Here is a 14,705-nt window from a genome sequence, read left to right as displayed (position 1 = left end):
TAAAAGTTATGAGACATCATGAATTGACTATTAAAAAGTCAAGTGATTTTTGACTTGGACTTTAAGATACGTTTTTTCTTAGGAGGACGTTCAATCGGGGTAAAGGACTGTTTCAGGTGTTCTCTAAACCAACGTCGACGCTCGATCATTCGAAAGCTGTTTAATTTGAAACGATATTCACAGCACCCCAAACGTTTCTTGCATCTACAAGGACAAGATAGTTTGTTAGCTTCCCGTTTACGTTTACCTAGTGCTTTTAACGCTAGTACAACAGCCTCTTTTCCTTGAAGTCTGAGTATATCTTCATACTCATCAACAAGCCCTTTTTCTCCATGCGCCAACTCACCAAAAGGGTAATTACCAAACTCTATGCGGTGAGATACTGCATATAAAAAAGGATCAACGACGTTCCCAAAGAATGCTGTAATAGATTTATCCGAATGTAATAGAGACTTTATTTTAAGCTCTGAGCCTAGACAAAACGATCCGTTAGTATAGGTGTGATACTCTTGGCTTCGTGGAAAGTAATTTGACTCATCCAATACCGTAGGCAGTTTACTGGGATATTCTCGGGGACAAACAACCCTAAGTCGAAAAGTTTTATCAATAAGCTGACTACCCACAAGCTGTGCTTTTAAATGATACTCACCTACCAGTTCAACCTTATCATCATTGATCTCGGCAATCCTGATTCTTGGATGACAGACAAGAAAATCATCCAGTTGTATACCGTCCCAAAACCACATTTATTGAGCAAACCATGGCTTCGGATCAGAGGCATGAATCTCTTTAGTTGGTGTGATCACAGTCGCAGATAGCCCTAAAGCCAGTGCAACCGAAGTGGCATCCAGATGAACATTCAGGCCACGATCAGCCGCCTCAACCACATGCTGGCTGTTATCCTTGGCGCATAATGTCTTAAAATCGACTCTAGCCTGATAGAGCCATTTGTAAAAATTCTGTTCCAATTTGTACTCAGCTGAGCTTTCGTCATACCACTTATCTGCAAAATCCTCGGCAGGGTTTACAGGGTTGGGTACTACTGGCACGGCAGCATTAATATATTCCCCCATACGGGACAGGATCTTGGTTAAGGCCGATGCAAGATCAGCTTCACCATTATAGGCTTTTGCGGCCAAAGTGGTGATAATTACTGAAATAGGCTTGCAGTCTTCGTTGTCCTTGAACATGGTATCGCGGTGACGTTTCAATAGCTGAATGGCTTGCTGCAAAGGCGTTTTCCATTGGTAGTATGGCAAGCTGTCAATGCTGGCCTTAAAGCTTATTTCACGCTCGTTGATGATCGATTTCGCAGTTTTCATACGCGTTTCAAACCAGCGTGCATAGCCTTCAGGGTTACTAATGCGCCAGTTGTTAGTCGTAACCTTATATCTATGATCGGTGTTGTCCGTGATAGATACCGCATGCTCGGATACATTTTGAGCAAGCGCATCATCGAAGCGTGAATTTTCGATCATGCGCTTCTTCAAAATGCCCCTGTCGGTTTCACTCTCAGGGATACACGGTACGATATCCATGTGAAAGCTCAACCCATCAGCATATTCAAGCCGCCAGCAACGTTTTTTCTCTGCAAGATCTTCTTTGATACCGCGCGCCTTGCGATATAGTTCCAACTCATCACCAACATTATTTTTGAGCTGTTCCTGTGTGATCTGGTTCTTACTCAGGCCTTGGCGCAGGTTACACCCCATATCAAGATCATATTCTTCATCAGAATCCGGTTTGATCGCCGTGCCCAATCTGAAAGACCCTTGCGAGAATACGTGCGGGTCGTATTCGACGCAGCTTGAACTAGGCCGATGCAACCATTCACCAATATCTTTATACCGCTTTTCCGCCTTCTCATAAGCCTCGTCCTGCAGTTCAATTTTTCCCAAAATGCTCTTCAGCACTTCATTACTTCGATTGCCGAGCATGTAAATCACCTTTCAGTTCAATAGCATTAATAAATTCCTGAGTTTTTAGATCGTGGTCATACACGAACCATGGCATATCGGCCTTGGGCGTTCTCGCCCGCCCGAATTCAATTGCACAGGAAACAGGCATCACGGGAAATATATGCAAAGGAGTTACTTCGCCGTGCTGTTGTTTAATGTCCACGATCAAACCTCTCAAGCGCTGTCGAAACAGAGAAAGTTGCTGCCTTGACTGCATAAAATCGTTGTGTGGATTTTCGATAGTAATTTCCCAGATAGCCGCATCATCACCAAGCACTCTCGTGATACGGTTTTTCGATACGTTATCACTTAGGGATACAACCAGTGCAACTGCCCCTTTTGTGCATTCAGGTTTACGGACGATGTAATCAAAATCATCTTGGCAGTCTTGCCACTGCCAACTTTTGGGTTCTCTATGAAGCTGATAGCTTTCCACCGATATTTTATCGGTCAGTAAAGCTCCAAGTTCTATTAGGAGTGGTTGAGGTGCAAGCGTAAAAAGGGAGAGGTGTTTACAGGGATCATCTTCGATGACCGGTAAAATTTTTCTTTTGAAGGCTTTTAAAAGATGCAACTTTTCAGCCTGCCAATACTCCGGTGAACTGTCTTCTAACTCTGATTTGGTAGAAATCTGTATTGGTCGTTCATCGGAAGGATACCAATGGGGAAACATAGCCTGGACACAAGCATAATATTCAATCGACGTTTTTTCAGAGCCGATATTCGCTCCGTAAAGTACAACGTGAGATTTCTTATCCGGTGCAATGCCTGTAACAATCTCTACTCGCTGCTCATGTTGTGCCTTCCAATTGATCAATAATGCTGCGGTATATCGAATACCGTCTTTATCCTGATCAATTTTCTGATGACAACTATGGCAAATTAACATCAAGTTACTAATATCATTAAGCTTATTTTGTTTTTGGCTGAGCATGCCCCAGCCACGAGGTCCTATTTTTGAAAACGAATAGATATGGGCTTTTTGAGAAATATTTACTGGTTCTTGTGTGACTGATGATTTATAGAGAAATTTATTGCAGCCATTAAACTGGCATCGACCCGCTGAACGAGCCCATAGTTCTCGTTCCACTGTGATTTTAATGTGCCTAGTAACTTCCACAACCATGTTTTCTATAGCCTTCCGATTAAAGGAGGCGAGCATGAAAAAAAATCATCAAGCAGTAAGTGAAGGAAGTTATCGACTCTAGTATACAGTGCCGCGGCTCTCCAAACCTCGTCATTGCTACCGTTCAGCTTCGGCCCATAGGTTTTCTTCATACCGTAGACTAACATTATGACCAAAAAATTTTATCTGTAAGTTCTTCGTATCTTTTTTGATCGCAGCGCACACCCAGAATAGGCAGTTCACCTACAACTAGGTATGTCGCTCCTTTCATCATTATTATTTCTCCTTCCTAACGCCTTTAAATGGTTTTTTATCTGATGTTTTAACATCCATGAAGCGTCCCGTATCAGAATCACGCTTAACGTAGTGTCCCGACGGGGTCTTTGTTTGTGATCTTCCTCGAACGGCCCCGTTACGATGACCATCACCTTTTGGTGGATTTGTAGCCATTACTAAACCTCATCTTTTGTCATTAACTTTGGTTAATATCAATATTAACTCTAGTTAATAATATTGGGACTCTTTTCAAGGATGTCAACAGGTGTTAATATTTTTTTTAACAGGAGTTAATTTATGATCAGTAAAACAGAACAAGCTCAAAAAATTAGTAACGCTATTAAAAAACTAAGGAGTGAAGTCGATTGGAATCAAGCCCGGTTAGCTCAAGAGGCGGGTATTAGTGGTGCAGCTCTAAGTAAGATAGAAAAAGGCGGGGAAAGAATTCCAACAATAGTAGTATTACGTAAGCTATCAGCAGCACTAAAAGTACCACTACATGAAATAACTGGAGAAGATTTTGCGGAAACTTCTGAGACCGATGTACGCAGTAGGGAGTTTTATCGCAAGTGGGACGTACTTGATGATCTTTCTGTAGAAGATCAGGATAGGTTAAGAGATATGGCTGTACGTCTAAAGGAAATAACCCCAAAGGAATGATAGATGGTATTGAGATTCATTGATCAGAAAAGCAGTCGTCATCATAAGTAATTAAGGAGTATGAAAACCCATCGTTCAATAAAATTGAACTTACGTACAAACGTTCTAATTTATCGCCTCTATACTGAGGGTTAACCCAATCTGAAGCATCAACTTCATCAAAACAGGAAGGGTATGATTGCTCTTTTACATCAACTAATAACTCTCTTTGATTGGATGATAATGGATAATTTTCGACATAAAATTCAAAATTGTCTGACACAACAAATCGTTTGAATTCTCCATTTTGATGGATCACAAGGGCAGTCGGGTCTTTACTTAGAAGCAACATACGCCTTAACGTCGCCTCCAATGAACTGGCGCAAACAGACGATATTCTAGATATATTTTCCCAATTAATCTCTCCATCTGTAAGCTTCTTAATTAGTTGCTTAGGCATAAGAAGACCAGATGCAAAGCCATTTGCCTGTCGCTCAATTGGATCATTAAATGCGTTAGACAATTCTTTGTTACCGCATTCAAAGAACATTTTTTTTTGTGGCATTATGTGCATGCAAACATGACCAACTTCATGCGCTGCCGTAAAATTAAAACGTCCTATGTCAGGAATATTTTTGTTTATATAAATTAGTGCAGCGTTCTTATTGCCTTGAGCCTTGCCAAGTATTTTCTTAGAAGAAAAATCATGCACTTCCATAACTACTCTGAAATCATTGGAGCTAATAATATCGACGACTTCTGAAGGAACTATTGGTAATTGGTCAATTCCTAACTCTTCTAAGGTATTTTCAGCTTCAGCCACTCCTTTTTGCACTTCAATCATCTTCAAACGCCTAAATGTTTTAGTTAACGAGCTAATTGCCCAGACAGTCATGAATTTAAAATTCTTACAATGTCCGCTTTGGGTCGAAAGCGGAAGTACGGTAACAATTCAAACATTATATAAAATTAATTGATGCACAACCTTTGGTGTTATTGTGGTTGTAAATTAATCGGATGTTTTCTTGACGCTGTAGTAGTTTCAAAAGCCCGATAAGTGCAGTTTGAAGCTCTGATGATTGCAGTTCGTTAAAGCCAGGTTGATCAAGCGGGAGGTTCGTTCTTGGAAGTCTCTTTGTTCAGTGCATCCAATGGTATCTCGGTATTCTCAATATGCTCCATCCCCCAGGTTGTCACTTCGCGCATGAGCGGGCGGAGACCCTGTCCCTTTTGAGTGAGGTGATATTCATAACGTGGTGGATTATCCTGATAGGATGTTTTTTCAATAATGCCTGATTGCTCAAGGCGTTTGAGACGATCTGCAAGAATATTTGTCGATATCTTTTCTGGAGAACTCAAAAGCTCTTTGTACTGGCTTTTACCAAAAAACATCAGATCACGAATGATGAGAAGGGTCCAGCGATCACCCAGAATTTCCAGTGTTTGGGAAATAGGACAAGTTGATCGCATCGGTCGCTTTCTGACTAGAGTAAGATGGAAATTTTAATCGCTGTTAAGAGAGAAAAATCATCTCATAGATAGTCTATCATTTTATTGGGTTCAAAATAAAAACAATATCCTTGCTGACAGTTCTACAAGAAAACTTCCGTGCGTCTTTTTGTTTCTTGATTGCCCGGATCAGGAGAGAGATAAGGAAAGCCTAATCTAAAGGGAGTTTAAGATGTACCTTGTGGCAGATGCAGGTGGCCCCATTGGACGCGCGGTAACAGAGCAGTTGGTTGGACAAGGGCAATTGGCTCGGGTTTTAACTGCGGATGCAGCTTGTCGCGATTTATGGCGTGGTCGTGGGGTTGAGGTAAATGAAGGTGACCCCAAGCATGCAGCCAGTTGGACAAAGGCACTTTCCGGTGTGCAGACACTCATTGTTATCTTGCCACCCTTTTTAAGTGAAGAAGGTTTGTTGGGCGCTGTGGATGACTATCGATCTGCTTTGATGGATGCGCTTTCTTCAAGTGTTTCTGATTTTCCGACGGATCATGCGCGAGAGATAAAAATTGTGCTGTTATCAGCTATGGGGGCAGAAAAAAAACTTGGTTGGGCGGATACGCTTGGGCAGTTGGAAAGCGATCTCAAAGGCATTTGTGAAAACCTGACGATCATCCGGACTGCCTTTATCATGGAGAATCTGGCGTCCGGTATGGCGATGGCCAAACACCATTCGGTACTCCCCAGTTTTTTCATTGAAAAGCAGAGCTATGCAATGGTGGCACGAAATGATCTTGTCTCTGTTCTGGTTTCAGCCGCCCTTGATCCGCTTGACGGCTATAGCCTGCTAGAGCTTCATGGGCCGGAAGCCTACAATCTGGATGAAATTGTTGAGGCCGGACGGAACGTTCTCAATAAGCATATTGCATCTCTATCGCTGCCCGAAGATGACTGGCTCCAGATCATGATTGATCAGGGATTGGACGAAAGTGCTGCTGTGTTGTGGCGTGATTATTATAAGCAGATGAATCTGGGAAATATCACAAGCGATCCAAAGGCAACTCCAATTGCCGGGGAAAGCAAGCTATCAGATGCTCTATTTCAGGTTTGGAAAATCATGCGTCAAAAAGAACGCGCGGCAATCGACCCGGATAAGAAGATATATGAAGGCCTGGTCTAGAGACAGAGTAAACAAACCAGACTGAGAGATTCTATTTATATGAACTCGGCATTCCAAATGTCGTTACCTGATCTTGGAGGATGCATGAGAACCGGGCAGGCATTTCCCAAGTCGATATTATAAGGGATATTTATTGCCTCTGCGATGGGCCAAAAAACAGCACGGTGCGCCACGATCAGAGGTACACCGTCGTTGTTTAGAGCTGTATTTATGGCTTCGAGTACCCGCGCTGAGAAACTAAGATAATCTTCAGCACCTTGGGGTGTTATTCCCTTACGCCAATTGGCGTCGACTTCTGGATCTGTTTTCAGTTGGCCTTCTAAAGAACCATAATGGCATTCCTGTAGGGCCAATGATTCAACCAAAGGCACGTTGCGGATTTCATTGATGATTTCAGCGGTCTTTTTTGCTCTGCTTAACGTGCTGGTATAGATCGCTGTAATATCTTCGTTCTTTAGAAGGGCCTGTGCCTGATATGCCTGTTGAATGCCTTCGTCGTTAAGTGGGATGTCACGTTGTCCCTGATAACGTTTTTCTTTGTTCCAGTCCGTTAGACCGTGTCTTAGAAAATAGAAGGGTTTTTCAATCAGCATTTGGGGCATTTATCGGGGTGGCATAGTATTTGTCAGGAAAAATTTACTAAGCCTGACTCTTGATGAGGTGTCAAAACATCTATCTTCAGACTGCTCATATCAATAAGGGGGATGAGGTCTTGCAAAGACTGTTTGTTTGCCATCAAATCGTTTGATTTATGGGCATCTTCTTTGGTGTCCCAATAGTAAATATCCATCCATAGACCGTCATCATCTTTTGAGAGGGACTGATACCTAAATCCGGGTAATTTTTCGAGGTCGGGAACCATTGCCTGAACGGCATCAATCATCTGTTGATCGGTTACATTTGGTGCCGCTTTCCAGCTCACAATCTCAACAACATACATCGTCTTGTCCTTTTGGTTCATATAAATGACGAGGCATCATATTGCTTAAATAAGTGAGAACAATTAGCATAATTGATAACTGTTTATTCTCATTTTGGAACGAATATGGATTCATTTCAGCGCGCTTTGATTTTTAAAACGGTTGTGGAAAATCAGACGATGGCAGCGGCGGCACGTATTATGAGCGTTAGCCCATCTGTTATCAGCAAGCGGATCACCGAACTGGAAGCTGCGATGGGGGTACAGTTATTAAGACGAACTACCCGACGTATTACCTTAACCGAGGCCGGAAGTAATTTTTATCATCGTATGGTTTCTTTGCATGGTCAGTGGCAGACCCTGTTGGATGAAACGCAGGATTTAGGGAAAAATCCGCGTGGGCGTCTCACCCTTGCAGCACCGTCCCCTTTATTAAATAGGGTTTTGTTGCCCAGGCTGGGGCCTTTTTTAAGTGAAAACCCTGATATAGATATTGAGTTTAAATCTGCCGCCTACGAGACCTTGCCTTTAGCCGGCGTTGATCTCTCACTGGCGCGGCAGATTGATGATTTTGATTCCATGGCCTATGTGGGGCAACGGCTTTGTCGCTATTATAATCAACTTTTTGCCAGCCCGAATTATCTGGCTCAGCGCAAACCCTTGTCTGATAGCGATGACCTGAGATCAAACGCATGTTTGTTATATGGTGAAAACACAAAGGCGACCACTTGGCATTTTTATTGTGGGGATAATACAGATGTCACCAGTGAGGCTAGTGTTGATGTTTCTGGGCGGCTTTCCAGTAACAATACAGAAGCTTTGATTGCGGCGGCTTGTCAGGGGCAGGGTATTGCTTATGTCCCGGAGTTGATTATTCAAGACGAGATTGAAAGAGGTGATCTGGTTCCGGTGCTGCCGCATTTAAAAAGCAAAACCTTTGAAATGTGGTTCTACTATCAAAAGCTTGATTTTGTGCCTTTGAAACTACGTGTGTTACTTGATTTCTTGAAGCAGCAATGGAAAGAACCAGCTTGATTGAGATGGTTGAAACAAAAAAAGGCAGCTCCAGAGAAGCTGCCTTTTTGATAAAGCGAAGAACTCTTTATTTGTTCATTCTGTTTTCAATAAGATCATCAACAACAGATGGATCGGCCAGAGTGGAGGTATCCCCTAGGCTGCCATAGTCATTTTCGGCAATTTTACGCAAAATACGGCGCATGATTTTACCTGAACGGGTCTTCGGCAATCCCGGTGCCCATTGCAGCATATCCGGTGTTGCAATCGGACCAATTTCTTTTCTGACCCAAACGACAAGTTCTTTGCGAAGTTCATCGCTTGGTTCTTCGCCTGCATTCAACGTGACGTAAGCGTAGATGCCCTGTCCTTTAATGTCGTGCGGATAGCCAACCACGGCAGATTCAGCGACCTTGGCATGGGCTACAAGGGCTGATTCCACTTCGGCGGTCCCCATGCGGTGCCCTGAAACGTTGATGACATCATCAACGCGTCCTGTGATCCAGTAATAACCATCTTCATCACGGCGGCAACCGTCGCCTGTGAAATAAAGGCCATCGTAAGTAGAGAAATAGGTTTGTACAAACCGCTCGTGATCACCATAAAGCGTCCGCATCTGCCCAGGCCATGAGTCAGAGATACAAAGATTTCCCTCGCCAGCCCCTTCGATTACTTTACCTTCATTATCGACGAGCAAAGGTTTTACGCCAAAAAATGGTCTTGTCGCAGAGCCAGGTTTAAGCGGTGTTGCACCCGGCAATGGGGTTATAAGAATACCACCAGTTTCAGTCTGCCACCATGTATCGACAATCTGGCAACGGCCTTCACCAACAACCTGATGGTACCACATCCACGCTTCAGGGTTGATTGGCTCACCAACCGTTCCAAGAAGACGAATGCTAGAACGAGATGTTCTTTTGACTGCTTCAAGGCCTTCGCGCATCAAGGCGCGGATTGCGGTTGGGGCGGTGTAGAAAATATTTACCTTGTGTTTATCGCATACTTCCCAAAAACGGGATGCTGTCGGATAGTTTGGAACACCTTCAAAAACAAGCGTCGTTGCGCCATTGGTAAGCGGACCGTAAACAATATAACTATGTCCCGTAATCCAGCCTACGTCAGCAGTACACCAGTAAATATCGCCATCATGATAATCAAAGACGTATTTATGCGTCATGGAAGCATAAACGAGGTAGCCACCTGTTGTATGGAGAACACCTTTTGGGTTGCCAGTAGAACCAGATGTGAAAAGAATGAAAAGCGGATCTTCGGCCTTCATTTCTTCAGCGGGGCACTCTTTGTCTGCTGCGGCGCAGGCTTCATCCCACCAGACATCGCGCTTGTCGTCCCAGTTGATATCACCACCAGTGCGTTTGACAACAAAAACGGTATCCACATCAGGGCAAGATTTCAGTGCTTTGTCTGTATTGGCCTTGAGCGGTACTTTGCGTCCGCCACGTAAACCTTCGTCAGCGGTAATCACACAGTTGGATTCACAGCCTTGAATTCGGCCAGCCAGTGCATCGGGTGAGAAACCACCAAAAACAACGGAGTGAACGGCACCAATACGGGCACAAGCCAGCATTGCATAGGTGGCTTCGGGAATCATTGGCATGTAAATGGTGACGCGATCACCTTTTTTCACACCACGGGCTTTCATGGCATTGGCGAAACGGCTTACGTTATCGTGGAGCTGCCCATAGGTGATATATTCATGTTCGCTGGGGTCATCACCTTCCCAGATGATTGCGGTGTCATCTTTTTTGGTCGGCAAGTGGCGATCAATCGCGTTATAGCAGACGTTTGTTGTGCCGTCTTCGTACCAACGGATATGAACATCGCCTGGGCCGTAATTTACGTCTTTTACTTTGGTAAAGGGTTTAAACCAGTGAATGCGTTTTCCATGTTCGGCCCAAAATGCTTCGGGGTCTTCGATGGATTGCTGGTACATTTCAAGGTAACGGGGTTCATCTACCCATGCTTTTTGGGCGAGATCTTCCGGTACGGGAAAAACAGTGGCGTCCGACATGTTTCGGTCTCCCTATATTATTATTTATTGTTGCGCTGCTTTATTTTTATCAGCGGTTTTTTATTCGCAGGGATTATTTACGGAATTTCCTGATTTCTCAAGGGTAATTTGGAAATAATCGATAAGCTATTGTCCTGTTAATGAAAATTATGTTGCGATGCAGCATTGTGCTTTGATTAATTTTCGCACCACTATTGTACTTTGCGCATGATTAGGGGCCACAAAGGTGTGATGAGAGAAAAGTTTTATACAGAGAGGTTTGACTTGTTAGTTTATACCCAAGTTTCTTTGGAGCCAGAACGCTGACCCGTTGTCTGGGGTTTATCCGGTTCTTCAAAAATACTGATGTCATTACAGGGACGACCAAAATAATATCCCTGTCCATAATCAACATTACAGTTAATCAGTAGTTGAGTAGTTGCTTCATCTTCGACCATTTCTGCAACAGTCTTGGTATTGAGTTTGCGGCAAAGATCGGCAATGGCCTTGAGAATATGTGCAGATGTTTCGTCTTCCAAAGCATCGCGTACGTAACTGCCGTCAATCTTCAGAACATCAACCTGAAACTGGCGAAGGTACTGTAATGAAGCTTCACCGACACCAAAGTCATCAAGACAAACCTTGTGCCCCAGATTACGCAATGTCTGCATTGCTTCATTTGCAACGACTGGATCGGGAATCCTTGTCGATTCTGTTATTTCAAAAAGGAGGGAATCCGGATCGTCTTTGAGCGGGGTTAAAAGGGGCGTCAATTGCTTGATGAAATCTGCATCACCAATAGAGGCAGCGGAAAGATTTATAGCTATTGATCTGGTATACTCGTCGCTTGGATTATTCTGAATCCATTTAATTGCTTTACGGCAGATAGCCAAATCAAAGCCTTTGATAAGGTTAAGGTCTTCGGCAGAGCGAATGAAATCTTGTGGTGATCCGGTTTCATCGTTGATGCGGGCTAAAACCTCGTAATGATGTATTTCGCGTGTTTTCAGGTCGATAATAGGTTGGAAGACAATTACAAAATCGCCTCCTTCTGTTACTTTGATGATACGCTCTGCGGTTTTTTTGATCCGCGCCAGAATTTCCGGAAGTGAGTGTGCCAGATCAGCGAGGCTGAAATTCTCGCTTTGATCATGCGCAAACTGTTGAATCATAAAACTTAGTGCCTGAGCTGCATTGCCACCAGAAATGCCGCTGTCTGCAAGGGCGATGCTGGCCTGTTCAACCTTGAGACCGACTCCATCGGGATCTGCGTCTTTAACTTGACGTGAAATTTCGTCGGTTAGTTTATCAATATCCAGATCTGGACGGCTAATCAGACCATATTTGCCATTTCCGAATGAAGCGGCAGAATTGGCTTCTGATGAGCTGGCGCGCAAATAGCTGTTGATTGTTTCTGAAAGCTCTGATTGCGCATCTTTATCCAGTTTCTTGGCGAAATCTTCGTAATCTTCCAGCTCAATGAAAGTTAATTTGTCCTCAGGGTTACTTTTCAGATGTTCCGTGACGGTTTGTCCAAAACTAACACGATCATGAACAATGTCCCCGCCAGCTTGTCGCATTGTTTTAGGAGATGTAGCAGCAATAGAAGCAGGGATTTTGCAAGAAATAAAATAATGCTTTTCTAAATCTTCTACATAGTAACCTGTCAGGGAAAGAGGCTGAATTTTTCCCGATTTGCTTTTAAAATCAATATTCATTGGGTTTGGTCGTACGCCCCCAACCATACCGGACAAAAGATGTTTGAGAACAGGCCCTTCGTGCGATAAAACGAGGTCACTAATCGCCGTGCCGATAAGTTCCTTGACTGACCGCCCAAAGATTGCCTGTGTCGCTCCGCTGACAAAGACAATCTTATGATTTTCAGAGAGTTCGAGTAAAAGATCGGCTCTGCAAAATGCAAAAGCGAGGAAACGATCACGTTCCTGGCGTAAGGAACTTATTAAACTTTCATTATCCATTTTGTTCCCAAAATTTTCTTCATTACTTAATACATGAAAGCGCGAAAGGAATTAGTCAGGTTAAAGCCGAGAAGTTAAAGCGAGGTTACCCATGAGTGTAATACTATCAATCTAGGACCAGGTTTCGGTTGTTTCTCCGCGTCGAATAACTGTGCGAGGTTTGTCTGGCTCTTCGAAAAGGCTGATGTCATTGCAGGGACGTCCAAAATAATAACCTTGTCCAAAATCCACATTGCAGTTGATCAATAATTGAGTTGTCTCTTCATCCTCAACCATTTCAGCAACTGTCTGTGTGTTCAGTTTTCGACAAAGATCGGCAATGGCCTTGAGAATATGTGCCGATGTTTCGTCTTCCAAAGCATCGCGAACATAACTTCCGTCAATTTTGAGAACATCAACTTGGAACAGGCGTAGGTATTGGAGTGAAGCCTCGCCGACTCCAAAATCGTCCAGACATACCTTGTGGCCGAGTTTACGAAGAGTCTGCATTGCTTCATTGGCAATAACGGGGTCTGGAATTCTGGTTGATTCGGTAATTTCAAACAACAGAGCTTCTGGTGTTTCCTTCAGTGGATCTAATAATGGGACCAGTTGTTTGATGAAATTGGGATCCCCGATGGATGCTGCGGACAGGTTTATGGCGATTGAGCGGTTGAACTGTTTGCTGGGATTATTTTGTATCCACTTGATTGCTTTTCGGCAGATGGCGAGGTCAAAGCCCTTGATAAGATTCAAGTCTTCTGCGGATCTTATAAATTCTTGTGGTGATCCTGTTTCATCGTTTATACGTGCGAGAATTTCATAGTGATGTATTGCGCGTGTTTTCAAATCCACAATGGGCTGGAAGACAATCATAAAGTCGCCGCCTTCGGTGACCCTGATAATTCTTTCTGCTGTTTTTTTTATACGAGCCAAAATTTCTGGAAGTGAATGTGCCAGATCTTCCAGGCTGAAATTTTCGCTTTGGTCGTGGGCAAATTGCTGAATCATAAAGCTTAAGGCCTGGGCTGCATTTCCCCCCGAAATACCGCTGTCTGCAAGAGCAATGCTTGCTTGTTCAACCTTTAGTCCAACGCCTTTGGGATCAGCAGCTTTTACCTGCTTTGAAATTTCGTCAGTTAGCTTGTCTATATTCAGATCTGGACGGCTGATCAGGCCGTATTTACCGTTTCCGAACGATGCTGCTGAATTTGCTTCTGATGAACTGGCACGCAGATAACTGTTGATTGTCTCCGATAGTTCTTCCCGGGTATCGTTATCCAGCTTTTTTGCAAACTCGTCATAGTTTTCAAGCTCGATAAAGGTGAGTTTATCATCTGGATTGGTTTTGAGATGTTCAGTTGCTGTTTTTCCGAAGCTAACGCGATCATGAACAACAGCACCACCTGCTTGGCGATTTGTTTTTGGTGATGTGGCTGCAATAGTAGAAGGAAGTTTGCAGGACAGAAAATAATGTTTTTCCAGATCCTCAACGTAGTATCCGGTCAGTGAAAGTGGCTGGGCCTTTCCAGATTTGTTTTTAAAGTCGATATTCATCGGGTCGGGCCTGACGCCACCAACCATGCCGGATAAAAGGTGCTTTAAAACCGGTTCTTCGTGAGGCAAAACCAAATCACCTATGGGCATACCGATGAGATCTTTTACAGAACGCCCAAATATGGATTGGGTTGCGCCACTAACGAAAACAATTTCATGCTTTTCCGAGAGCTCTAGCAAAAGGTCTGCCCGGCAAAAAGCAAACGCGAGAAAACGATCACGCTCCTGGCGTAAGGAACTTATCAAACTTTCGTTGCCCATTTGGTCCCCAGGTTTTCCTGCTTTCTTATAGTTGAAAGCGTCAGTAATTGCACAGACTAAGCCCAAGAAGTTAAAGCAACGTGAAAATACCTATGAGTGTGAAGTTGTGATTATCTTAACCTATGATGATTTTGATTTCGGATTATAAAATCTTGAGTTAATGATTAGATTGATTCAATTGGTGATTTTTATGACAGCGCGTATGATCAATATTATGAAACCTGTTCTGAAACATCTTTTGGTTATTTTAATCATCCTGGTTGTGTGCCTGGCGGCGATTTTGTTTTTCCCCGGATCTATAGAGGCCTTTGGCGCTAAGTTCTGGGATGCTGCCTTATGGATTGGTAGTTGTTTTTCTTGACG

15 protein-coding genes are annotated in these 14,705 nt (G+C 43.5%); 4 read left to right on the top strand and 11 right to left on the bottom strand.

Features of this window, described 5'->3' with window-relative positions; translation table 11 throughout:
* Positions 1 to 38 precede the first annotated feature (38 nt).
* The 4 genes from WH96_RS09780 to WH96_RS22330 form a co-directional block, all read right to left on the bottom strand.
* Positions 39 to 746: a hypothetical protein gene (locus WH96_RS09780; protein ID WP_047763977.1), complete on the bottom strand. Its 708-nt coding sequence runs from the start codon at positions 744 to 746 to the stop codon at positions 39 to 41.
* Positions 747 to 1,937: a nucleotidyltransferase domain-containing protein gene (locus WH96_RS09775; protein WP_047763976.1), complete on the bottom strand. Its 1,191-nt coding sequence runs from the start codon at positions 1,935 to 1,937 to the stop codon at positions 747 to 749.
* Entirely contained in the window at positions 1,918 to 3,084 is a 1,167-nt protein-coding gene (locus tag WH96_RS09770; RefSeq protein WP_047764245.1) for an SAVED domain-containing protein, read from the bottom strand. The genes WH96_RS09775 and WH96_RS09770 overlap by 20 nt, the downstream gene beginning before the upstream one ends.
* Before the next feature lie 276 nt (positions 3,085 to 3,360).
* Positions 3,361 to 3,534: a hypothetical protein gene (locus WH96_RS22330; protein WP_204248167.1), complete on the bottom strand. Its 174-nt coding sequence runs from the start codon at positions 3,532 to 3,534 to the stop codon at positions 3,361 to 3,363.
* A gap of 123 nt (positions 3,535 to 3,657) precedes the next feature.
* Here WH96_RS22330 and WH96_RS09765 point away from each other — a divergent pair, with 123 nt between their 5' ends.
* Positions 3,658 to 4,020, top strand: a complete 363-nt coding sequence (locus WH96_RS09765) for a helix-turn-helix transcriptional regulator (RefSeq protein ID WP_047763975.1) — start codon at positions 3,658 to 3,660, stop codon at positions 4,018 to 4,020.
* A 16-nt stretch (positions 4,021 to 4,036) separates the two neighbouring features.
* Here WH96_RS09765 and WH96_RS09760 read toward each other — a convergent pair whose 3' ends face one another.
* On the bottom strand, positions 4,037 to 4,843 hold the full coding sequence (locus tag WH96_RS09760; protein WP_047763974.1) for an ImmA/IrrE family metallo-endopeptidase: 807 nt from the start codon (positions 4,841 to 4,843) through the stop codon (positions 4,037 to 4,039).
* A gap of 260 nt (positions 4,844 to 5,103) precedes the next feature.
* A complete protein-coding gene (locus WH96_RS09755) occupies positions 5,104 to 5,469 on the bottom strand; it encodes a winged helix-turn-helix transcriptional regulator (RefSeq protein ID WP_047763973.1) in 366 nt (121 codons plus the stop codon).
* Between the two features lie 211 nt (positions 5,470 to 5,680).
* Here WH96_RS09755 and WH96_RS09750 point away from each other — a divergent pair, with 211 nt between their 5' ends.
* Entirely contained in the window at positions 5,681 to 6,625 is a 945-nt protein-coding gene (locus WH96_RS09750) for a Rossmann-fold NAD(P)-binding domain-containing protein (protein ID WP_047763972.1), read from the top strand.
* A gap of 35 nt (positions 6,626 to 6,660) precedes the next feature.
* Here the strand turns inward: WH96_RS09750 and WH96_RS09745 are convergent, their stop codons facing one another.
* Complete coding sequence (locus tag WH96_RS09745) at positions 6,661 to 7,218, bottom strand: histidine phosphatase family protein (protein WP_162200138.1); 558 nt, start codon at positions 7,216 to 7,218, stop codon at positions 6,661 to 6,663.
* 32 nt (positions 7,219 to 7,250) lie between these two features.
* Entirely contained in the window at positions 7,251 to 7,565 is a 315-nt protein-coding gene (locus WH96_RS09740) for an antibiotic biosynthesis monooxygenase family protein (protein WP_053005813.1), read from the bottom strand.
* Between the two features lie 105 nt (positions 7,566 to 7,670).
* On the opposite strand from WH96_RS09740, the gene WH96_RS09735 reads away from it, so the two are divergent.
* Positions 7,671 to 8,579: a LysR substrate-binding domain-containing protein gene (locus WH96_RS09735; RefSeq protein WP_047763969.1), complete on the top strand. Its 909-nt coding sequence runs from the start codon at positions 7,671 to 7,673 to the stop codon at positions 8,577 to 8,579.
* A gap of 67 nt (positions 8,580 to 8,646) precedes the next feature.
* On the opposite strand, the gene acs is transcribed toward WH96_RS09735, so the two are convergent.
* The 3 genes from acs to WH96_RS09720 all read right to left on the bottom strand — a co-directional run bounded on the left by acs (position 8,647) and on the right by WH96_RS09720 (position 14,342).
* On the bottom strand, positions 8,647 to 10,587 hold the full coding sequence (gene acs / locus WH96_RS09730; protein WP_047763968.1) for an acetate--CoA ligase: 1,941 nt from the start codon (positions 10,585 to 10,587) through the stop codon (positions 8,647 to 8,649).
* 272 nt (positions 10,588 to 10,859) lie between these two features.
* Entirely contained in the window at positions 10,860 to 12,545 is a 1,686-nt protein-coding gene (locus tag WH96_RS09725; protein WP_047763967.1) for a sensor domain-containing phosphodiesterase, read from the bottom strand.
* Between the two features lie 111 nt (positions 12,546 to 12,656).
* Positions 12,657 to 14,342 carry a sensor domain-containing phosphodiesterase gene (locus WH96_RS09720; protein ID WP_047763966.1) on the bottom strand — a complete coding sequence of 562 codons (1,686 nt, stop codon included), beginning with the start codon at positions 14,340 to 14,342 and terminating at the stop codon, positions 12,657 to 12,659.
* Positions 14,343 to 14,532: 190 nt separating this feature from the next.
* Here WH96_RS09720 and WH96_RS09715 point away from each other — a divergent pair, with 190 nt between their 5' ends.
* Positions 14,533 to 14,703 (top strand): hypothetical protein, encoded by a 171-nt coding sequence (locus WH96_RS09715; RefSeq protein ID WP_156176772.1) that lies wholly within the window; start codon positions 14,533 to 14,535, stop codon positions 14,701 to 14,703.
* The last annotated feature ends 2 nt before the right edge of the window (positions 14,704 to 14,705 follow it).

It is taken from the genome of Kiloniella spongiae, assembly GCF_001026905.1.
Taxonomy (GTDB): domain Bacteria; phylum Pseudomonadota; class Alphaproteobacteria; order Kiloniellales; family Kiloniellaceae; genus Kiloniella; species Kiloniella spongiae.
This window is presented reverse-complemented; position numbering and strand designations above follow the sequence as displayed.